Annotated in this window: 16 protein-coding genes; 10 read left to right on the forward strand and 6 right to left on the reverse strand. The window is 71.2% G+C overall.

Translation table 11 applies throughout. From position 1 onward, the window contains the following. Window position 1 precedes the first annotated feature (1 nt). The 3 genes from JL475_RS11215 to JL475_RS11225 all read left to right on the forward strand — a co-directional run bounded on the left by JL475_RS11215 (window position 2) and on the right by JL475_RS11225 (window position 3,063). A complete protein-coding gene (locus tag JL475_RS11215) occupies window positions 2-772 on the forward strand; it encodes an ABC transporter permease (RefSeq protein ID WP_202277399.1) in 771 nt (256 codons plus the stop codon). A 180-nt stretch (window positions 773-952) separates the two neighbouring features. After that, window positions 953-2,209, forward strand: a complete 1,257-nt coding sequence (locus tag JL475_RS11220) for an ABC transporter ATP-binding protein (protein WP_202277400.1) — start codon at window positions 953-955, stop codon at window positions 2,207-2,209. Then, complete coding sequence (locus tag JL475_RS11225) at window positions 2,206-3,063, forward strand: ABC transporter permease subunit (protein ID WP_202277401.1); 858 nt, start codon at window positions 2,206-2,208, stop codon at window positions 3,061-3,063. The genes JL475_RS11220 and JL475_RS11225 overlap by 4 nt, the downstream gene beginning before the upstream one ends. Before the next feature lie 29 nt (window positions 3,064-3,092). On the opposite strand, the gene JL475_RS11230 is transcribed toward JL475_RS11225, so the two are convergent. Continuing rightward, entirely contained in the window at window positions 3,093-3,425 is a 333-nt protein-coding gene (locus tag JL475_RS11230) for an ATP/GTP-binding protein (protein WP_202277402.1), read from the reverse strand. A 241-nt stretch (window positions 3,426-3,666) separates the two neighbouring features. Between JL475_RS11230 and JL475_RS11235 the strand changes: the two genes are divergently transcribed. Next, window positions 3,667-4,695 (forward strand): LLM class flavin-dependent oxidoreductase, encoded by a 1,029-nt coding sequence (locus tag JL475_RS11235; RefSeq protein WP_202277403.1) that lies wholly within the window; start codon window positions 3,667-3,669, stop codon window positions 4,693-4,695. A gap of 82 nt (window positions 4,696-4,777) precedes the next feature. On the opposite strand, the gene JL475_RS11240 is transcribed toward JL475_RS11235, so the two are convergent. Further along, window positions 4,778-5,170, reverse strand: a complete 393-nt coding sequence (locus JL475_RS11240) for an SCO5389 family protein (RefSeq protein WP_042167610.1) — start codon at window positions 5,168-5,170, stop codon at window positions 4,778-4,780. Between the two features lie 314 nt (window positions 5,171-5,484). On the opposite strand from JL475_RS11240, the gene nucS reads away from it, so the two are divergent. Beyond that, on the forward strand, window positions 5,485-6,156 hold the full coding sequence (nucS, locus tag JL475_RS11245) for an endonuclease NucS (protein ID WP_202277404.1): 672 nt from the start codon (window positions 5,485-5,487) through the stop codon (window positions 6,154-6,156). 101 nt (window positions 6,157-6,257) lie between these two features. On the opposite strand, the gene JL475_RS11250 is transcribed toward nucS, so the two are convergent. From JL475_RS11250 to JL475_RS11260, 3 genes are all read right to left on the reverse strand, one after another. Then, window positions 6,258-8,840, reverse strand: a complete 2,583-nt coding sequence (locus tag JL475_RS11250; protein WP_202277405.1) for an ATP-binding protein — start codon at window positions 8,838-8,840, stop codon at window positions 6,258-6,260. Between the two features lie 291 nt (window positions 8,841-9,131). After that, the gene (locus tag JL475_RS11255; RefSeq protein ID WP_202277406.1) at window positions 9,132-9,455 is read right to left on the reverse strand and encodes an STAS domain-containing protein; all 324 of its coding nucleotides are present in this window, start codon (window positions 9,453-9,455) and stop codon (window positions 9,132-9,134) included. A 197-nt stretch (window positions 9,456-9,652) separates the two neighbouring features. Next, the gene (locus JL475_RS11260; protein ID WP_202277407.1) at window positions 9,653-10,501 is read right to left on the reverse strand and encodes a 3-hydroxyacyl-CoA dehydrogenase family protein; all 849 of its coding nucleotides are present in this window, start codon (window positions 10,499-10,501) and stop codon (window positions 9,653-9,655) included. Between the two features lie 301 nt (window positions 10,502-10,802). On the opposite strand from JL475_RS11260, the gene JL475_RS11265 reads away from it, so the two are divergent. Continuing rightward, entirely contained in the window at window positions 10,803-11,537 is a 735-nt protein-coding gene (locus JL475_RS11265) for a D-Ala-D-Ala carboxypeptidase family metallohydrolase (protein ID WP_202277408.1), read from the forward strand. A gap of 96 nt (window positions 11,538-11,633) precedes the next feature. After that, complete coding sequence (locus JL475_RS11270) at window positions 11,634-12,206, forward strand: cob(I)yrinic acid a,c-diamide adenosyltransferase (protein WP_202277409.1); 573 nt, start codon at window positions 11,634-11,636, stop codon at window positions 12,204-12,206. A gap of 63 nt (window positions 12,207-12,269) precedes the next feature. On the opposite strand, the gene JL475_RS11275 is transcribed toward JL475_RS11270, so the two are convergent. Beyond that, on the reverse strand, window positions 12,270-12,863 hold the full coding sequence (locus tag JL475_RS11275) for a hypothetical protein (RefSeq protein ID WP_202277410.1): 594 nt from the start codon (window positions 12,861-12,863) through the stop codon (window positions 12,270-12,272). Between the two features lie 152 nt (window positions 12,864-13,015). On the opposite strand from JL475_RS11275, the gene JL475_RS11280 reads away from it, so the two are divergent. The 3 genes from JL475_RS11280 (at window position 13,016) to JL475_RS11290 (ending at window position 16,814) form a co-directional block, all read left to right on the forward strand. Next, window positions 13,016-14,224, forward strand: a complete 1,209-nt coding sequence (locus tag JL475_RS11280; RefSeq protein ID WP_202277411.1) for a sensor histidine kinase — start codon at window positions 13,016-13,018, stop codon at window positions 14,222-14,224. Further along, the gene (locus JL475_RS11285) at window positions 14,221-14,862 is read left to right on the forward strand and encodes a response regulator transcription factor (protein ID WP_202277412.1); all 642 of its coding nucleotides are present in this window, start codon (window positions 14,221-14,223) and stop codon (window positions 14,860-14,862) included. Before JL475_RS11280 ends, JL475_RS11285 begins: the two co-directional genes overlap by 4 nt. Window positions 14,863-14,990: 128 nt before the next feature. Beyond that, entirely contained in the window at window positions 14,991-16,814 is a 1,824-nt protein-coding gene (locus JL475_RS11290) for a glycoside hydrolase family 18 chitinase (RefSeq protein WP_202277413.1), read from the forward strand. The last annotated feature ends 34 nt before the right edge of the window (window positions 16,815-16,848 follow it).

The raw sequence follows: 16,848 nt of genomic DNA on the forward strand, positions 1-16,848 counted from the left end.
CATGGCGGCGGCACAGGTCGTCCGGTCCGAGTGGACCAAGATCCGGTCGGTGGCGTCCACGGTGTGGACGCTCTCCCTGGCGGTGGTCGTCACCATCGCGCTCGGCATGCTGATCTCGGCGCTGTCGGCGCACGAGTTCGACAACATGAGCCCGCAGAGTCGGCTCTCCTTCGACCCGACGTTCATCAGCTTCGCCGGGACGAGTCTCGGCCAGCTCGCGATGATCGTGTTCGGGGTGCTGGTGGTGTCGAACGAGTACAGCACCGGCATGATCCGCACCTCGCTGGCCGCCGTACCGCAGCGCGGCGCCTTCCTGGCCGGCAAGCTCGGCGTGGCCACCGCGCTCGCGCTCGTCGTCTCCATGGTCACCAGCTTCGCCGCCTTCTTCCTCGGGCAGGCGATGCTCGGCGAGCACAAGGCGGCCATCGGGGACGAGGGGGTGCTGCGGGCCGTCATCGGCGGCGGTCTCTACATGACCCTGATCGCGGTGTTCTCGATGGGCGTCGCCACCATGCTGCGCTCTCCGATGCTGTCACTGGGCATCCTGATGCCGTTCTTCTTCCTGATCTCCAACATCCTGGCCAACGTCGACGCGACGAAGAAGGTCGGCCGGTTCCTGCCCGACCAGGCGGGCAGCAGGATCATGCAGGTGGTCACGCCGCTCGACGACGACACCCCGTACGGGCCCTGGGGCGGCCTCGGCATCATGGCGCTGTGGGTGCTCGCGGCACTCGTCGGCGGATACCTGGTGCTGCGGAGGCGCGACGCGTAGGGGCGGGGCCCGGGCCGGGCGGAGAAGGGGCCCCGTCCGGTCCGGGAGGCGGGGCGGGGCTGCTTTTCCACCGTCTGTCTTTACCTCCCCTTGGGTGGAACCGTCAGCCTCTCGATATCCTCCTAACCCTTACGGGGGGCGTGTGCCCTCGTTGTCCTGAACCTCTCGATGGGGCGGAGCATGATCGAGGCAGTCGGCCTGACCAAGCGGTACGGCGACAAGACCGCTGTGTACAACCTTTCCTTCCAGGTGCGTCCCGGCGCCGTCACCGGCTTCCTCGGCCCCAACGGTTCGGGCAAGTCCACGACGATGCGGATGATCCTCGGCCTGGACAACCCCACCGCGGGCCACGTCACGATCGACGGTCACCCCTACCGCAATCTGCCCAACGCCGCCCGGCAGGTCGGCGCGCTGCTGGACGCCAAGGCCGTGCACGGCGGCCGGTCCGCCCGCAACCACCTGCTGAGCCTGGCCCAGCTGTCCGGCATCCCGGCCCGGCGGGTGGACGAGGTGCTCGGTGTGGTCGGGCTGCACGAGGTGGCCGGGCGGCGCTCCAAGGGCTTCTCCCTGGGCATGGGCCAGCGACTCGGCATCGCCGCCGCGCTGCTCGGCGACCCCCAGGTGCTGCTGTTCGACGAACCGGTCAACGGCCTCGACCCCGAGGGCATCCTCTGGGTGCGCACCCTGATGAAGTCGCTCGCCGCCGAGGGCCGTACGGTCTTCGTCTCGTCCCATCTGATGAGCGAGATGGCGCTGACCGCCGACCACCTCATCGTGATCGGCCGGGGACAGCTCCTGTCCGACATGAGTGTGAAGGATTTCATCTCGGCCAACTCCGCCGACTTCGCGCGGGTGCGCACGCCCGACACCGAGCCGCAGCAGCGCGAGAAGCTGTCCGCCGCGCTCAGCGAGGCCGGCGGCCAGGTGCTGCCCGAGCAGGACGGCGCGCTGCGGGTGATGGGACTGCCGCTGCCGCGCGTCAGTGACATCGCCCACGACACCGGCGTACGACTGTGGGAGCTGTCACCGCACCAGGCCTCGCTGGAGGAGGCGTACATGCGGATGACACAGGGAGCGGTCGACTACCGCTCGACCGACGACCAGAAGGCAGGGCTCCGGCAGCCGCTGCCGCCGGGCGTGCAGCCGCCGGTGCCGGTACCGGGCCAGGGCCAGCCCGGCTGGTACGCCCCGCCGCCGCCCCAGCAGGGCCGCCGGCAGTTCGCCGCGGGCCCGGGCGCACCGCAGGCTCCCGCGGGCCCGTACGGCACTCCGGGCGCCCCCGGAGCCGCCCCGGGGGCCCCGACGGCCAACCCGTACGCCCAGCCCGTCCCGCAGCCTCCCGCCGCCCCGTCGGCCGCTCTTCCCGCCGCCCCGTCGGCCGCTCCTCCCGCCGCCCCACCCAGCTCCGACGTGACCAAGCCCGAGGACGCCCGATGAGCACGCCCCAGCCCCCGACCCAACAGGCCGCGCCCGTATGGCAGGCGACGGATCCCGGTTACCACTCGCCGATCCCGGTGGTGCGCACGCACCTGGGGCACGCGATCGCCTCCGAGTGGACGAAGATGCGGTCGGTGCGCTCCACGATGTGGACGCTGGGCGTGTTCGTGCTGCTCGTCGTCGGCATCGGCCTGCTGACCGGTGCGGCGGTGGCGAGCACCGACCCGGATCTGAGCGGTGAGAACCCGCTGCCCCTGGGCTTCTTCGGACTGCTCCTGGGCGGCATGTGCATCATCACGCTGGGCGTGCTGACCACGGCCACGGAGTACGGCACCGGCATGATCCGCACCACCATGGTGGCCTGCCCCTCGCGCGGGCGGGTGCTCGCGGCGAAGGCCCTGGTGTTCTTCCTGGTCGCCTTCACGGTGACACTGCTGTCCGCGACGGCCGTCGCATTCCTGCACGTGGCGATGTTGGGGGGCAACAACGCGGGGGAGCCCACCGGCGGCGAGTGGCTGAAGGCCACCGTCGGCATCTCGCTCTACCTCGCGCTGCTCGGCACGCTCTCGCTGGCCGTCGGCTCGATCATCCGGCACTCGGCGGGCGCCATCACCCTCATGGTCGGCGCCGTGCTCGCCCCGCTGGTGATCGCGATGTTCATGCTCGCCACCTCGCTGGAGGGCGTGCACAACTTCCTGCTCGAGTACTCCATCCCGAACCAGATGAACATCTTCTACGACAATTCTCTGAGCATGTCCGGCCCGTCCGGCTGGGACCCGCTGTGGATCATGCTCGGGGTCACGGCCGCGGCGCTCGGCGGCGCCTTCGCCCTGCTGGGGAAGCGGGACGTGTAGGAGCCCGGCCGAAACGGAGCCCGCCGGGCTCAGAACCTCGGCGCGTTACGGGACCGCTGCGCCCGCGTGGTGCGGCGGTCCTTCGCGTTCCAGCAGGCCTTGTGCCAGTGCCGACGGTCGTCGACCCCCGCGTGCTCCGGCCAGGCCACCACGTGCGGCACCCCGTCCGGGATCAGCTGGTCGCAGCCGGGGCAGCGATACGCCTTGCCCTGGGCACTGGAGCCCGCCACGTGCCGCACGCTCCACTCCTCGCCCTGCCAGCTCTCGGCGGACTGCCAGCCGCCGTACCGTCCGGAACGGTCGTCCTCGGCGCTCCGGCCGGACGAACCGGCTCCCTTGGGTCGGTTACGACGCGGGGACACAGAACACCTCACGGGGCTATACAGGATGCGGGACCGTTTCCAGCCTACGCGGCGCCGACCGGGGTACGCGTACGGAACCGAACATCACAAGCTTCCCTCCACAAGGGCGCAATACTCGCTCCAGAACCGCCCATTCTGCAGACAATCCGTAAATTCCCCTCCGAGCCGTGTCCTCGGCACGTGTCAGACGGTTATGCCCTGTGGGGGAGCTCCGTGTCGGAGCCAAGGAAGCAGGAAAGCGATGCGCGTTGGAAGTTTCGTGTTGGCCGCCCGGTTCCCCGGGCAGGGCGAAGGGGAGGCACTGCACCGAGCGGTCCGTTCGGCCGAGGTCGCCGAGGAGGCGGGGCTGGACGCGGTCTGGCTGGGCGAGCACCACTTCGTGCCGTACGGCACCTGTCCGTCGGCGGTCACCCTGGCGGCGTTACTGCTGGGCCGCACCCGCCGCATCCGGGTCGGTACGGCGGTCAGCGTGCTGCCCACCGTCCATCCGGTGGCGCTCGGCGAGCAGGCCGCGCTGCTGCACGTCACCAGCGGCGGGCGGTTCTCGCTGGGCGTCGGGCGCGGCGGGCCGTGGGTCGACCTGGAGGTCTTCGGGTCCGGCCTCGAGGCGTACGAGAAGGGGTTCCCCGAATCACTCGACCTCCTGATGCGCTGGCTGCGCGAACCCTCCGTCGCGGCCACCGGGGAGCGCTTCCGGTTCCGTGAAGTGCCCGTCGTCCCGCGCCCGTCGGAGTCCCTCACCGAGGCGGAGGGCCCCGAGGTCGTGGTCGCCTGCACCTCCCCGGCGAGCGTGCGGCTCGCGGCCGAGCGCGGGCTGCCGATGCTGCTCGGCATGCATGTGGGGGACGAGGAGAAGGCCGAGATGGTCGCCCTGTGGCAGCGGCACGCGCGTGCGTGCGGACGGCCGGCGGCGGAGGTCCACCGCGCGGCCCATGTGTCGGCCGGCGTCGTGCAGATCGCCGACCGGCGCACCGACGCGGCGGAGACGCTCCTCAAGGCGCTCCCCGGCTGGCTGCGGCAGGGACTCGAGGCCCATGTCACGGTGGACGACCGGGAGCGGCGGATGCGCGACCCGCTGGCCTACACCGAACTGCTCTGCGGGCTGCACCCGGTGGGCACCCCGCGGCTGTGCGCGGACCGGCTCGCCGCGACCAGCGAGCGGACCGGCATCTCCCGGTTCGCCCTGCTCGTCGAGGGTTCCGGCGACCTCGCGGCGACCGAGGAGAACGTACGGCGGCTCGGCGCCGAGGTGATCCCCCAACTCGTCTGAACGAGCGGGGGATTCCGGTGAGACTTGCCGCCCCGGTACAGAGCGCACCTCCCACGTACGGAGCGGCAAGCGAGGTGGCGTGTCAGCAGTCGCGCAGTTCCGGCGACTGGTTCAGCAGCTGCCCACGGACCGAGGTGAACTTGGCCAGCCTCTCGTCGACCGAGGAGTCGAGCGGGAACACGGCCACCCGGTGGCAGTTCTGGAAGGCCAGCCGGACACCGAAGTGCCGCTGCAGCGCGCCGCGTATCGCGTCACTCGCGAGCGCACGCAGCAGCTGACCGCGAGCCTGCTCGTCCGGCGGAGGCGTCTGGTTGTCGGCGAACTCTCCGCCGTCCACCTTCAACTGGGCCACCAGGGAGCTGATCATCTCCCACGCGTAGGGCAGGGAGGTCCGGACGCAGTCGACGAAGTCTGCTTCGTCGACCTCGCCTCGCTCGGCCTGTTCGAGTAGGGCCGGTGAGACGTCGAGCGACATGGGTTCTCCTCTCGCACCCCCGCCGGGCGGGGGTTGCCTGACAGATACGGGAGTTCGCAGAATCCGACACGCTGCGTGCACACGCCGCGACCTCCCGTTCAATACCGTAAGCAACTGGCCGGGGCCGCACCAGGAGAATCCCCGGATGCGGGACTTGCTGTGGGCCGGGAATCGGCCATCGCCGAACACGCGTTTTCCAGGAGATACAGGACACGCCCAGAGGGTCTGGAGTGACTCCTGTGACTCGGTTCCGAGTCGGTCACGGGACCGGGCGAATCGCATCGACCGCGGCCTGTCGAGTAGCGTTGCCGACCATGCGTCTCGTCATTGCCCGCTGCTCCGTGGACTACGCCGGGCGGCTCACCGCGCACCTGCCGTCGGCACCCCGCCTGATCCTGGTCAAGGCGGACGGAAGCGTCTCCGTCCACGCCGACGACCGGGCCTACAAGCCCCTGAACTGGATGTCGCCGCCCTGCACGCTCAAAGAGGGCAGCGGCGACGAGGAGGGGATCTGGACCGTCGTCAACAAGGCGGGCGAGAAACTCATCATCACGATGGAGGAGGTCCTGCACGACTCCTCGCACGAACTGGGCGTCGACCCCGGCCTGATCAAGGACGGCGTGGAAGCCCACCTCCAGGAGCTGCTCGCGGACCGCATCGAGACCCTCGGCGAGGGCTACACCCTCATCCGCCGCGAGTACATGACCGCCATCGGCCCCGTCGACATCCTCTGCCGCGACGCCGAGGGACAGACCGTCGCGGTGGAGATCAAGCGACGCGGTGAGATCGACGGCGTGGAGCAACTCACGCGCTATCTGGAGCTGTTGAACCGCGATCCGCATCTCGCCCCGGTGCGCGGCGTGTTCGCGGCCCAGGAGATCAAGCCGCAGGCCCGCGTGCTCGCCACCGACCGGGGCATCGGCTGCCAGGTCCTCGACTACGACGCCATGCGGGGCATCGAGGACGACAAACTGCGCCTGTTCTGAGCGGTGTCACGGCATGTGTGAAGGGCCGGATCCCCCGTCGGGGATCCGGCCCTTCACACATGCCCGAAAGTGTTCCCGGGCGTCCGCGGACGCCCGGGGTGTCAGATCAGCGTCGTTCCGGAGCTGCTCGGCGTGCCCGCCTCGCTGCTCTGCGGGGCGCTCGCCGGACTGCTCGCCCCCGACTCCGTCTGGGTCGGGGTGGAGGAGGTGGGGCCGCTCGCCGAGTCGGACGTGGCCGGCGGCGGGGTGTAGTCGTCCGTCGGGCCCGTCGTCGGGGTGGTCGGCTCGTCCGTGGGTTCGTCCGTCGGCTCGTCCGGCGACTCGGTCGGCTCGTCGGTGGGCTCGCTCGGCTTGGTCGTCGTCGACGGCTTCGCGGGCGAGGACGACGACGTCGTCGGCGTGGAGGGCGTGGTCGTCGAGTCGTCCGGCTTCCCGGTGTCGCTCGGATCGGCCGAGGAATCGCCCGACTCGGTGGCCGTCGGCGTCGGGTCGTCGGAGGTGCCGAGGGTGCCGTCCGGGCCGGGGTCGGCCGGCCGGCTGGTGGCGTCACCGGTGTCACCGCCCTCCTCGGTCCGCCGGTCCGCGCCCAGGCTGCCGTCGTCGGCACCCTGACTCGCGGACGGGTTGACGCCGACGTTCTCCGACGGGGCACCGGGGTCGTTCTCCGAGGTGGCTCCGAGGGTGACCACCGTGCCCAGCACGGCGACGAGCAGCGCGCCCGCGCCGGCCGCCACGAGGTTGCGCCGGGCCAGGCCCTTCAGTCCGACGCCGGCCTTGGGCGTGGGCGCGGGCATCGGCACGGGCGAGGTGTGGTGGACGATCAGGCCGGTGTCGGTGGGCGGCTGAAGCTCCGGGAAGGCCGTCGGCACCCCGCGGGGCGGCGAGGCCGACTCCTCGTGCCGGGCGTCCGGCACCTCCTCCCCCGCGGTCGGCGCGAGCGCCGCCGGGATGCCGGAGCGGTCGCTGACCAGGGCCAGGGCCCGGCGTCCGGCGACGGTGCCGCGCTTGTCGGCGGCGGCCCCGCGCAGGCCGACGGAGGCCTCCAGTTCGGCACGGGCGCGGTCCAGCTCCCCCGCGCACAGGGCGTGGATGCCGAGCTCGTGGTGGAAGTAGGCCTCCTCCGCCACGTCCCCGGCGAGCCGGGCGGCCTCCGCACCGGCCCGCAGGGTCCGCTCCCAGGCGCTCCAGTGCAGGCCCGCGGCGAACGCGGGGGCGGCGGTGCGGGCCAGTTGCACCGCCACGTCCGCCTCGCCCTCGTCGGCGGCCGAGGCGAGCGGCGACAGCACGGCGAGCGCGGCGAGCACCGCGTCGGCCTCGGCGCAGACCCGTTCCGGGGTGACCGAGGGGTGTCCGGCCCACCAGGTGTAGTGCTGGGCAGCGGTGCGTGCCTGTGCCTGCGCCCCGTCGGCGTACCCGGCGGCCTCCAGCTGGGCCGGTACGCCGGCGGCGAGCCGGTAGCGGGAACCGGCCGGGGCGACCAGTCCGCAGGCGGCCAGTTCGCCGAGCGCGGCGTCGGCGTGGGTGTCGCCGACCAGCGCGGGCAGATGCGCCTGGTGCGGGAGTTCGCCGCCGAGCGCGACGGCGAACCGCAGGGTGGCGCGGGCGGAGGCGCTGAGCCGTGCCGCGAGCAGCGGGGCGGGAGCGGCCGCCTCGCCGAGCGAGGGCAGCGGGATCTCGTCACCGTCGACGGTGCCGACGGCGTCGGCGGGCAGTTCGTCGGACAGGTCGCCGGGCCAGATGTCCTCGAAGACGCCGAACTCGTCGACGGCGCTGGTGCCGGCGCGCCGCCGGTCGCGCTGCCGCAGCAGGGCACCGGCCTGGACGAAGCGCAGCGGCAGGCCCTCGGACTCGAACCAGAGGTCACCGGCCCAGTTCGACTCGTCCTCGGTGAGGTCCCGGTCGACGGCGCGCTCCAGCAGGTCGAGACCGGCCGCGCGGTCGAGTCCGTCGAGGACGACCTCCTCCACGGCGGAGTCGGCCGACGGGGCGGGCACGTCCGGGGTGGCGCCGAGCAGGAAGGCGCACTCGGGCGTCGCGTCGAGCAGTTCGTCGAGGGCGGCGCCGCCGAACCCGAGGTCGTCGAGGACGACGACCGCGCCGACCTCACGGAGGCAGTCGGCGAGTTCGTCCCGGCCGGGGCGGTACAGCGGCGCGTCGTACACGGCGTAGAAGAGGTCGTACAGCAGATCGTCGGCGCTGCGGCGGTGGCCGTCCAGGCGGACCACGCCGTCGGGGGCGAGGTCCGCGCAGTCCTCTGCGACGACGTCGAGCAGCCGGGTACGGCCGGAGCCCGCGGGGCCGGTGAGGCGCACGGAACGGCCGCGGGCGAGCAGCCGGACCAGCTTCTCGCGCTCGTCCTGGCGGGCCGTCAGCGGCAGCTCGGGCTGGGACGGGCCGGGCGGGACGGGCGGCCTGGCGGCCCGCCCGGTCTCGGCGCGCTCGGCCTCCGTCAGCTTCACGGGGCGTGCGGGCCGCTCGGCGGGCGGGCAGGGCTCTATCTCACTGCCGTCGACGGGATTGACGGTCAGCAGGAAGTCGCCGGAGACGAGCTGCACCGTGCGGGCGAGCACGGGCGCGGGCTGCCCGAAGTCGGATGCGAGGGGTTCCCTGGGCGGGCGCTGGCGCGGCGCGTGCCCGTCACCGTCACGACCGTACTCCTCGGGTCCCGGGTTGTTCGGGTCCATAAGGTCCTAGCCCCCCAAAAGCGTCGTGTGCCTGGGTCCAAGCCCCTCCCGGCCTTGCTGCACACCGCGCTGTCGCTTCTGGTCCGGTCCCGCTCGAGGGTTGGTGAGGCAGCGGGCAGCCGAACCCTAAACCTTCTCCCAGTATCTACGACAGTCCGGGGTACCGCTGGGTCCGGGACATCACAGTCTCGTGAGGATTGTGCGCACGTCGCACGGGTCGCCGGGGTCTCTCGTCAGGTCGTCCGGTGCCTGCCAAGTCGTCAGGTTCATCCGGTTCAGCCCGCTCCGACCTCACACACGGGGCAGCGTGTCCACCCCGATGCCCCCTTCGATCGCCAGGATCCGGTGCAGCCGGGTGGCCACCAACAGACGCTGCAGCTGTGGCGGTACGTCGCGCAGCACCAGTCGCCGGCCGCAGCGGCCGGCCCGCCGGTGGACCCCCATGATCACGCCGAGTCCGGTGGCGTCCCAGGAGTCCAGTTCGGACAGGTCCAGCAGCAGATCGCCGACCCCGCCGTCGACGGCCGAGTGCAGGACCGTACGGGCGTCCGCCGCGCTGCGGACGTCGAGGCGGCCCCCGACGACCAGTTCGGCGTGGTCGCCCCTGATATGCATATGCGCTCCCGTGCGTGCCGTGCTCCGTTTTTTAAGGTTCCAGGGTTTTCAGGTTTTCAAGGTGTGCAGGCTTCTCACGTTTTTGACGACGGTGATGCAACCTCTGACTGCCTGGAGCCCGCAGAGGTTGCCCCGCGTAAGCGAACCGATACCGAATTCACCCCGGTGCGTGATGAGCACCGGGGCGTCCGGAATGATCAGTACACGTAGAAGCCCTGCCCGCTCTTCCGGCCGATGTCACCGGCGTCAACCATCCGGCGCATCAGCTCGGGCGGGGCGAACTTCTCGTCCTGGGACTCGGTGTAGATGTTCCCGGTGGCGTGCAGCAGGATGTCGACGCCGGTCAGGTCGGCGGTGGCCAGCGGCCCCATGGCGTGACCGAAGCCCAGCTTGCAGGCCAGGTCGATGTCCTCGGCGCTCGCCACACCCGACTCGTGGAGCTTCGCGGCCTCGACGACGAGGGCGCTGATGAGGCGGGTGGTCACGAAGCCGGCCACATCACGGTTGACGACGATGCAGGTCTTGCCGACCGACTCGGCGAACTCCCGTGCGGTAGCGAGGGTTTCGTCGCTGGTCTTGTAGCCGCGGACCAGTTCGCACAGCTGCATCATCGGCACCGGCGAGAAGAAGTGCGCGCCGACGACCCGCTCCGGGCGCTCCGTCACAGCCGCGATCTTGGTGATCGGGATGGCCGAGGTGTTGGAGGCGAGCACGGTGTCGTCGCGCACGATCCGGTCGAGGGCGCGGAAGATCTCGTGCTTGACCTCGAGCTTCTCGAAGACCGCCTCGACCACGACGTCCGCGTCCGCGCAGGCGTCCAGGTCGGTGGTCGCGGTGATCCGGGCGAGGGCCGCGTCGGCGTCGTGGGCCTCGAGCTTGCCCTTGCTCACGAACTTGTCGTACGACGACTTGATTCCGTCGGTACCTCGCGTGAGCGCCTCGTCGGTGACGTCGCGCAGGACGACGTCCCAGCCCGCCTGAGCGGAGACCTGGGCGATTCCGGACCCCATGAGGCCGGCCCCGATGACGGCGAGCTTCCGTGCCACTGTGCGACTCCCCTTCGAAACACTCACACGCTGTTCCTGTACGTCACTCGCGGACACTAGCGCTCGTGAGCGGATGTGTGAGGGGTTAGTAATGCGTGTCACGTCTCACGCAGTGAGACGCCCATCACTCCCGGCGCTTCCGAGGACCCTCGGGTTCGGCCATTAACCCTCCCCACCGTCAACTCCAGGTATTCATCCACAGATTGTTGACGCGCGTAGCACCGTGTCGCACGCTGGTCGACGGGTGCCGTCCGGGCGGGCGGCACCGTTCCATCCAGCGACGGACGGTCGGGAGGCCGGAATGCTGAGACGCGCGACACGCACCCTTCTCTCATTTGTCATGATCATGGCGGGTACGGTCCTCGGAGTGGGCGCCACCGCCGGCACGGCGCACGCCGACGAGTGCTACACCTGGAACCGCACCCTGTCCCAGGGCTCCTCCGGCAGCGATGTGACGCAGCTGCAGATCCGGGTCGCCGGCTGGGTGACCTCGGGCGAGCGGCTCTCCTACGACGGCCAGTACGGTGCCCGCACCACCGCCGCCGTCAAGAAGTTCCAGTCGGCGTACGGACTGCCCGCCGACGGTGTCGCCGGTCCGCAGACCTTCAGCAAGATCTACGCGCTCCAGGACGCCGACTGCACGCCCGTCCACTTCAGCTATGCCGAACTCAACAAGTGCAACTCCACCTGGTCGGGCGGCGCGGTCTCGGCAGCCACCGCCAAGGCGAACGCCCTGAAGACCATGTGGAAGCTGGAGGCCATGCGGCACGCGCTCGGTGACGTGCCGATCACCGTCTCCAGCGGCTTCCGCTCCTACGCCTGCAACAGCGCGGTCGGCGGCTCGTCGACCAGCCGTCACCTCTACGGCGACGCGGCCGACCTCGTCGGCTCGCCGAGCCTGTGCACCCTCGCCCGCCAGTCCAGGGTCCACGGCTTCTCCGAGATCCTCGGCCCCGGCTACCCCGGCCACAACGACCACACCCACGTGGCCTTCGACCCGTCACCGTACTGGTCCGCACCCAGCTGCGGGATCTGACCGGCGCTCCACCCCACGCGAGACCGACCGTCACGGCGGGCCGTGACGGTCGGCACACCGGTGTCCGGACCTCCGGGGCCTCATTAGGCTGACCGCATGGTCAACCTGACACGCATCTACACGAAGACCGGCGACAAGGGCACCACGAACCTCGGTGACATGAGCCGGGTCGCCAAGACCGACCTGCGCATCGCCGCCTACGCCGACGCCAACGAGGCGAACGCGGTGATCGGCACCGCGATCGCGCTGGGATCTCTCGACGAGGAGGTCGTCGAGGTCCTCACCCGCGTGCAGAACGACCTGTTCGACGTGGGCGCGGACCTGTCGACGCCGGTCGTGGAGAACCCGGAGTTCCCTCCGCTGCGGGTCGAGCAGTTCTACGTCGACCGGCTGGAGACGGACTGCGACCGCTTCAACGAGCGGCTGGAGAAGCTGCGCTCCTTCATCCTCCCGGGAGGCACGGCGGGCGCCGCCCTCCTCCACCAGGCCTGCACCGTGGTCCGCCGCGCGGAACGCTCCACCTGGGCGGCCCTGGAGGCGCACGGCGACACCATGAACCCCCTCACCGCCACCTACCTCAACCGCCTCTCCGACCTCCTCTTCATCCTGGCCCGCACCGCCAACAAGGAGACCGGCGACATCCTGTGGGTACCGGGCGGGGAGCGCTGAGGGGCGACGGCAGCGGGCCGTGGCCGGGCCGTCCGGGCGCCTGCCCGGACGGCCCGGCCGGGCTCACCGGCGGACGCTCTTCTCCGACTCGGCGAGACCGTCCCGGTCCGCCCGTCCCTCGCCCGCCGGGGCCTTCTTCGGCCAGAGCCAGTAGGTCAGGGCGATCAGGCCGTGGATGCCGGTGACGCGCCAGGCGGTGAGGCGCCAGCTCTCCAGGGAGCCCACCCGGCTCGCGTCGCCGACGTACCGGATGGCGAGCTGGAGCAGCACGGTGGCCACGGCGGCCCCCGCCAGCGTGCCCAGCCACACCCCGGCCTCGTACCGGGCGCGGGCCATGCCGTAGCGGGGCGGACCGGCCGGCTTGGGGGCGCCGCCGAACCGGTGGGCGGCGTGGCCGTCGAGCCACTTCACGGTGCGGTGGCCGTGTCCGACGGTGTAGCCGATGTAGAGCGCGGCCAGACCGTGCGCCCAGCCCGGCTCGGCACCGTTCTTCAGGTCCAGCGCGGTGGCGACCAGCAGGACGACCTCCAGCAGCGGCTCGCACAGCAGCAGCGCCAGGCCGGTGCGCGGCATCTTCAGCAGGTAGCGGAAGGCCAGTCCGGCGGCCAGCAGCACCCAGAAGCCGATCTCGCATGCTGCGATCAAGGCGACGATCACGGTTCGCTCCTCTCGGTCACCCTTTCAGGCTCCCGTGCGGGGCGGCCGGGATCGTCGTCGCCGGTGACGAATCTCCGGTACATCGAAAGATGCAGTCCAGGACCCTTCGCGGGCACAAGGCACCGGGTGCGCGCACCGTGTTGGATGGTGCCATGGCCGTACGACTCCCCCGCCCCCACCGTTTCGACGCATGGGTCGCGCTCGCCGGGCTGCTCGGCGGGCTCCTGCTGTGCGGCATCGGCCTGGGCATGCGGCCGGCCCACGACCCGACCGTGCTCTTCGACGGCCCCTGGCCGATCGTGCTGCCGCTCTTCCTGATGGCCGGGGGCGAGCTGCTGCGCCGGGCCGCCCCGCGCACCGCCCTGCTGATCGGCACGGTCGCGCTGATCGGGGACGCCCTCACCCAGGGCAGCCTGATCACGCTCCTGATGTACACCGACCTCATGTACACCGCCGTCCTCTACGGCACGCCCTCCTCCGCCCGCCACATCCCGCGGGTCACCGGGCTGCTCACCATCGTGGCGACCCTGGTGCCCTACGCGGTGTGGCGGGTGCCGGAGGCGCTGCTGGTCGGTGTGTTCACCGGCCTCGTCGCGTTCGCGCCCGCGTCGACCGGTCTGATCGTGCGCAACCACCGCGAGGCCGCTGACTCCGCCCGACTGCGGGCCGAACAGACCGCGCTGCTCGCCGAGATGGACCGCACCCAGGCGGTGGCGGCCGAACGGGCCCGGATGGCACGGGAGTTGCACGACATGGTCGCCAACCACCTGTCCGCGATCGCCATCCACTCGACGGCCGCCCTCTCCCTGGAGGACGAGAAGACCTCCCGCGAGGCTCTCACCGTGATCCGGGAGAACAGCGTCCAGGGACTGTCCGAGATGCGCCGCCTGATCGGCATCCTGCGGGACGGCACCACCGCCGACGACAAAGAGCCCGCCGCCACCCCGACCCTCGACGGTCTCGGCGCCCTGGTGGAGGGGGCCCGCGCCAACGGCCTGGACGTCGCCCTCGACGCCGTGCACGGCTCCGTGCCGGCCCCGGTCGAGCTGGCCGCGTACCGCATCGTGCAGGAGTCGCTGACCAACGCGCTCAAGCACGCCGCGCAGGGCGCGGTGACGGTGTGGCTGCGCGGGCGGAACGGCGCCCTCGAGCTGCGGGTGACCAGCCCCTGCGGGGGCAGGGACGCCCCGCGCGCGCCGGGCTCCGGGGCCGGGCTCGTCGGGATGCGGGAGCGTGCCGCGCTGCTGCACGGCACCTTCGAGGCCGGCCCGGAGAACTCCGCGGACGGCACCGGCGGCAAGCTCTGGGTCGTCCGCGCCACCCTTCCCGTCACCGACGTTCCCCGAGGAGGGACCGAATGATCCGCGTCCTGGTCGCCGAGGACCAGTTGGCCGTCCGCGCCGGGCTGGTGCTCATCCTGCGCAGCGCGCCCGACATCGAGGTGGCGGGTGAGGCGGCGGACGGCGAGCAGGCGGTGGCGCTCGCCCGTGAACTGCGCCCGGACGTGGTGCTGATGGATGTGCAGATGCCGCGCCTGGACGGGGTGTCGGCCACCCGGCAGGTCGTCGCGGAGGGGCTCGCCGACGTCCTGGTGCTGACCACCTTCGACCTCGACGAGTACGTCTTCGGGGCGCTGCGGGCCGGGGCCTCGGGGTTCCTGTTGAAGAACACGGAGGCGAAGGACCTCGTCGAGGCCGTGCGCACGGTGGCGCGCGGGGAGGGGATCGTCGCCCCGGCCGTGACCCGGCGGCTGATCGCCGAGTTCGCCGCGAAGCCCGCCCGCGGGTCCACGGCCGATCCGGCGGTGCTGGACTCCCTCACCCGGCGCGAGCGGGAGGTGCTGTCCTGTCTCGGCGAGGGCCTGTCCAACGCCGCCGTCGCGGAGCGCCTCGACATGGCGGAGGCCACGGTGAAGACCCACGTCAGCCGTCTGCTGGGGAAGCTGGGGCTGCGCAGCCGTGTGCAAGCCGCGGTACTGGCCCAGGAGTTGGGGGTCTGACCGGAACGAGTGGGTGGTCCAGACCTATTGACCCGTGGTCCAGACCTTTCTATCCTCGCGGCACCGTGGGTGTGAAGGCTCAGTCATGTCCACGGCGGTATCCCCCACCCCCACGAAGGAGGCGCGCCATGCGCTTCAGACACAGAGCCGTGGCAGGGTTCTCGACCCTGCTCCTCCCCCTCTCCGCTCTCATCGCCCTCGCGAGCCCCGCCCAGGCCGCGACATCGGCGACCGCCACCTACGCCAAGACCCAGGACTGGGGCTCCGGTTTCGAGGGCAAGTGGACGGTGAAGAACACCGGCACCACGACGATCAACTCCTGGACCGTCGAGTGGGACTTCCCCTCCGGTACCAAGGTCACCTCCGCCTGGGACGCCACGGTCACCAACTCCGGTGACCACTGGACCGCCAAGAACGTCGGTTGGAACGGCACCCTCGCTCCCGGGGCGTCGATCTCCTTCGGCTTCAACGGCAGCGGCTCCGGCTCCCCGTCCGGCTGCAAGCTCAACGGCGGCAGCTGCGACGGCACCTCCGTCCCCGGCGACGCGGCCCCCTCCGCCCCCGGCACCCCCACCGCCTCGAACATCACCGACACCTCCGTGCGGCTGTCCTGGTCCGCCGCCACCGACGACAAGGGCGTCAAGAACTACGACGTCCTGCGCGACGGCGCCAGGGTCGCCACCGTGACCGGCACGTCGTACACGGACACCGGCCTGGCCAAGGGCACCGACTACTCGTACACCGTCCAGGCCCGTGACACCGCCGACCAGACCGGCCCGGTCAGCGGCGCGGTGCGGGTGCGCACCACCGGCAACACCGAGGAACCGCCGCCCACCGGCGCCAAGGTCAACCTCGGCTACTTCACCGAGTGGGGCGTCTACGGCCGCAACTACCACGTCAAGAACCTGGTGACGTCCGGCTCCGCCGCCAAGATCACGCACATCAACTACGCGTTCGGCAACGTCGTGGGCGGCCAGTGCAAGCTCGACGACGCCTACGCAGCCACCGACAAGGCCTACACCGCCGACCAGTCCGTCAGCGGCACCGCCGACACCTGGGACCAGCCGCTGCGCGGCAACTTCAACCAGCTGCGCCAGCTGAAGGCCAAGTACCCGCACATCAAGGTGCTGTACTCGTTCGGCGGCTGGACCTACTCCGGTGGCTTCGGCCAGGCCGCGCAGAACCCGGCCGCGTTCGCCAAATCCTGCAAGCAGGTCGTGGAGGACCCGCGCTGGGCCGATGTCTTCGACGGCATCGACATCGACTGGGAGTACCCGAACGCCTGCGGCCTCACCTGCGACACCAGTGGTCCGGCGGCCTTCAGGAACCTCTCCCAGGCCCTGCGCACCGAGTTCGGCAAGGACTACCTGGTCACCGCCGCCATCACCGCGGACGGCTCGAACGGCGGCAAGATCGACGCGGCCGACTACGGCGGCGCCGCCCAGTACCTCGACTGGTACAACGTGATGACGTACGACTACTTCGGCGCCTGGGACAAGGCCGGCCCCACCGCCCCGCACTCGCCGCTGACCGCGTACAACGGCATCCCGCAGGACGGCTTCAACTCCGCCGCCGCCATCGCCAAGCTGAAGGCCAAGGGCGTCCCGGCGAGCAAGCTGCTGCTCGGCATCGGCTTCTACGGCCGCGGCTGGACGGGCGTCACCCAGGCCGCCCCCGGCGGCACCGCCACCGGCCCGGCGGCCGGCACCTACGAGGCCGGCATCGAGGACTACAAGATCCTCAAGAACAGCTGTCCGGCCACCGGCACCGTCGGCGGCACGGCGTACGCCCACTGCGGCAACAACTGGTGGTCCTACGACACCCCCGCCACCATCAACAGCAAGATGGCCTGGGCCAAGAACCAGGGCCTGGGCGGAGCGTTCTTCTGGGAGTTCAGCGGTGACACCGCGGGCGGTGAACTGGTCGGCGCCATCCACAACGGCCTGAAGTAGGCACAGGCACCCGACCGTGAACAGGACTGCTCCC

The sequence above is a fragment of the Streptomyces sp. M2CJ-2 genome, assembly GCF_016757295.1.
GTDB lineage: Bacteria > Actinomycetota > Actinomycetes > Streptomycetales > Streptomycetaceae > Streptomyces.

Coding starts and splice junctions, on each gene's coding strand:
- JL475_RS11215 (WP_202277399.1), top strand. CDS start 2: ATGGCGGCGGCACAGGTCGTCCGGTCCGAGTGGACCAAGATCCGGTCG.
- JL475_RS11220 (WP_202277400.1), top strand. CDS start 953: ATGATCGAGGCAGTCGGCCTGACCAAGCGGTACGGCGACAAGACCGCT.
- JL475_RS11225 (WP_202277401.1), top strand. CDS start 2,206: ATGAGCACGCCCCAGCCCCCGACCCAACAGGCCGCGCCCGTATGGCAG.
- JL475_RS11235 (WP_202277403.1), top strand. CDS start 3,667: ATGCGCGTTGGAAGTTTCGTGTTGGCCGCCCGGTTCCCCGGGCAGGGC.
- JL475_RS11240 (WP_042167610.1), bottom strand. CDS start 5,170: ATGTCGCTCGACGTCTCACCGGCCCTACTCGAACAGGCCGAGCGAGGC.
- nucS (WP_202277404.1), top strand. CDS start 5,485: ATGCGTCTCGTCATTGCCCGCTGCTCCGTGGACTACGCCGGGCGGCTC.
- JL475_RS11250 (WP_202277405.1), bottom strand. CDS start 8,840: ATGGACCCGAACAACCCGGGACCCGAGGAGTACGGTCGTGACGGTGAC.
- JL475_RS11255 (WP_202277406.1), bottom strand. CDS start 9,455: ATGCATATCAGGGGCGACCACGCCGAACTGGTCGTCGGGGGCCGCCTC.
- JL475_RS11265 (WP_202277408.1), top strand. CDS start 10,803: ATGCTGAGACGCGCGACACGCACCCTTCTCTCATTTGTCATGATCATG.
- JL475_RS11270 (WP_202277409.1), top strand. CDS start 11,634: ATGGTCAACCTGACACGCATCTACACGAAGACCGGCGACAAGGGCACC.
- JL475_RS11280 (WP_202277411.1), top strand. CDS start 13,016: ATGGCCGTACGACTCCCCCGCCCCCACCGTTTCGACGCATGGGTCGCG.
- JL475_RS11285 (WP_202277412.1), top strand. CDS start 14,221: ATGATCCGCGTCCTGGTCGCCGAGGACCAGTTGGCCGTCCGCGCCGGG.
- JL475_RS11290 (WP_202277413.1), top strand. CDS start 14,991: ATGCGCTTCAGACACAGAGCCGTGGCAGGGTTCTCGACCCTGCTCCTC.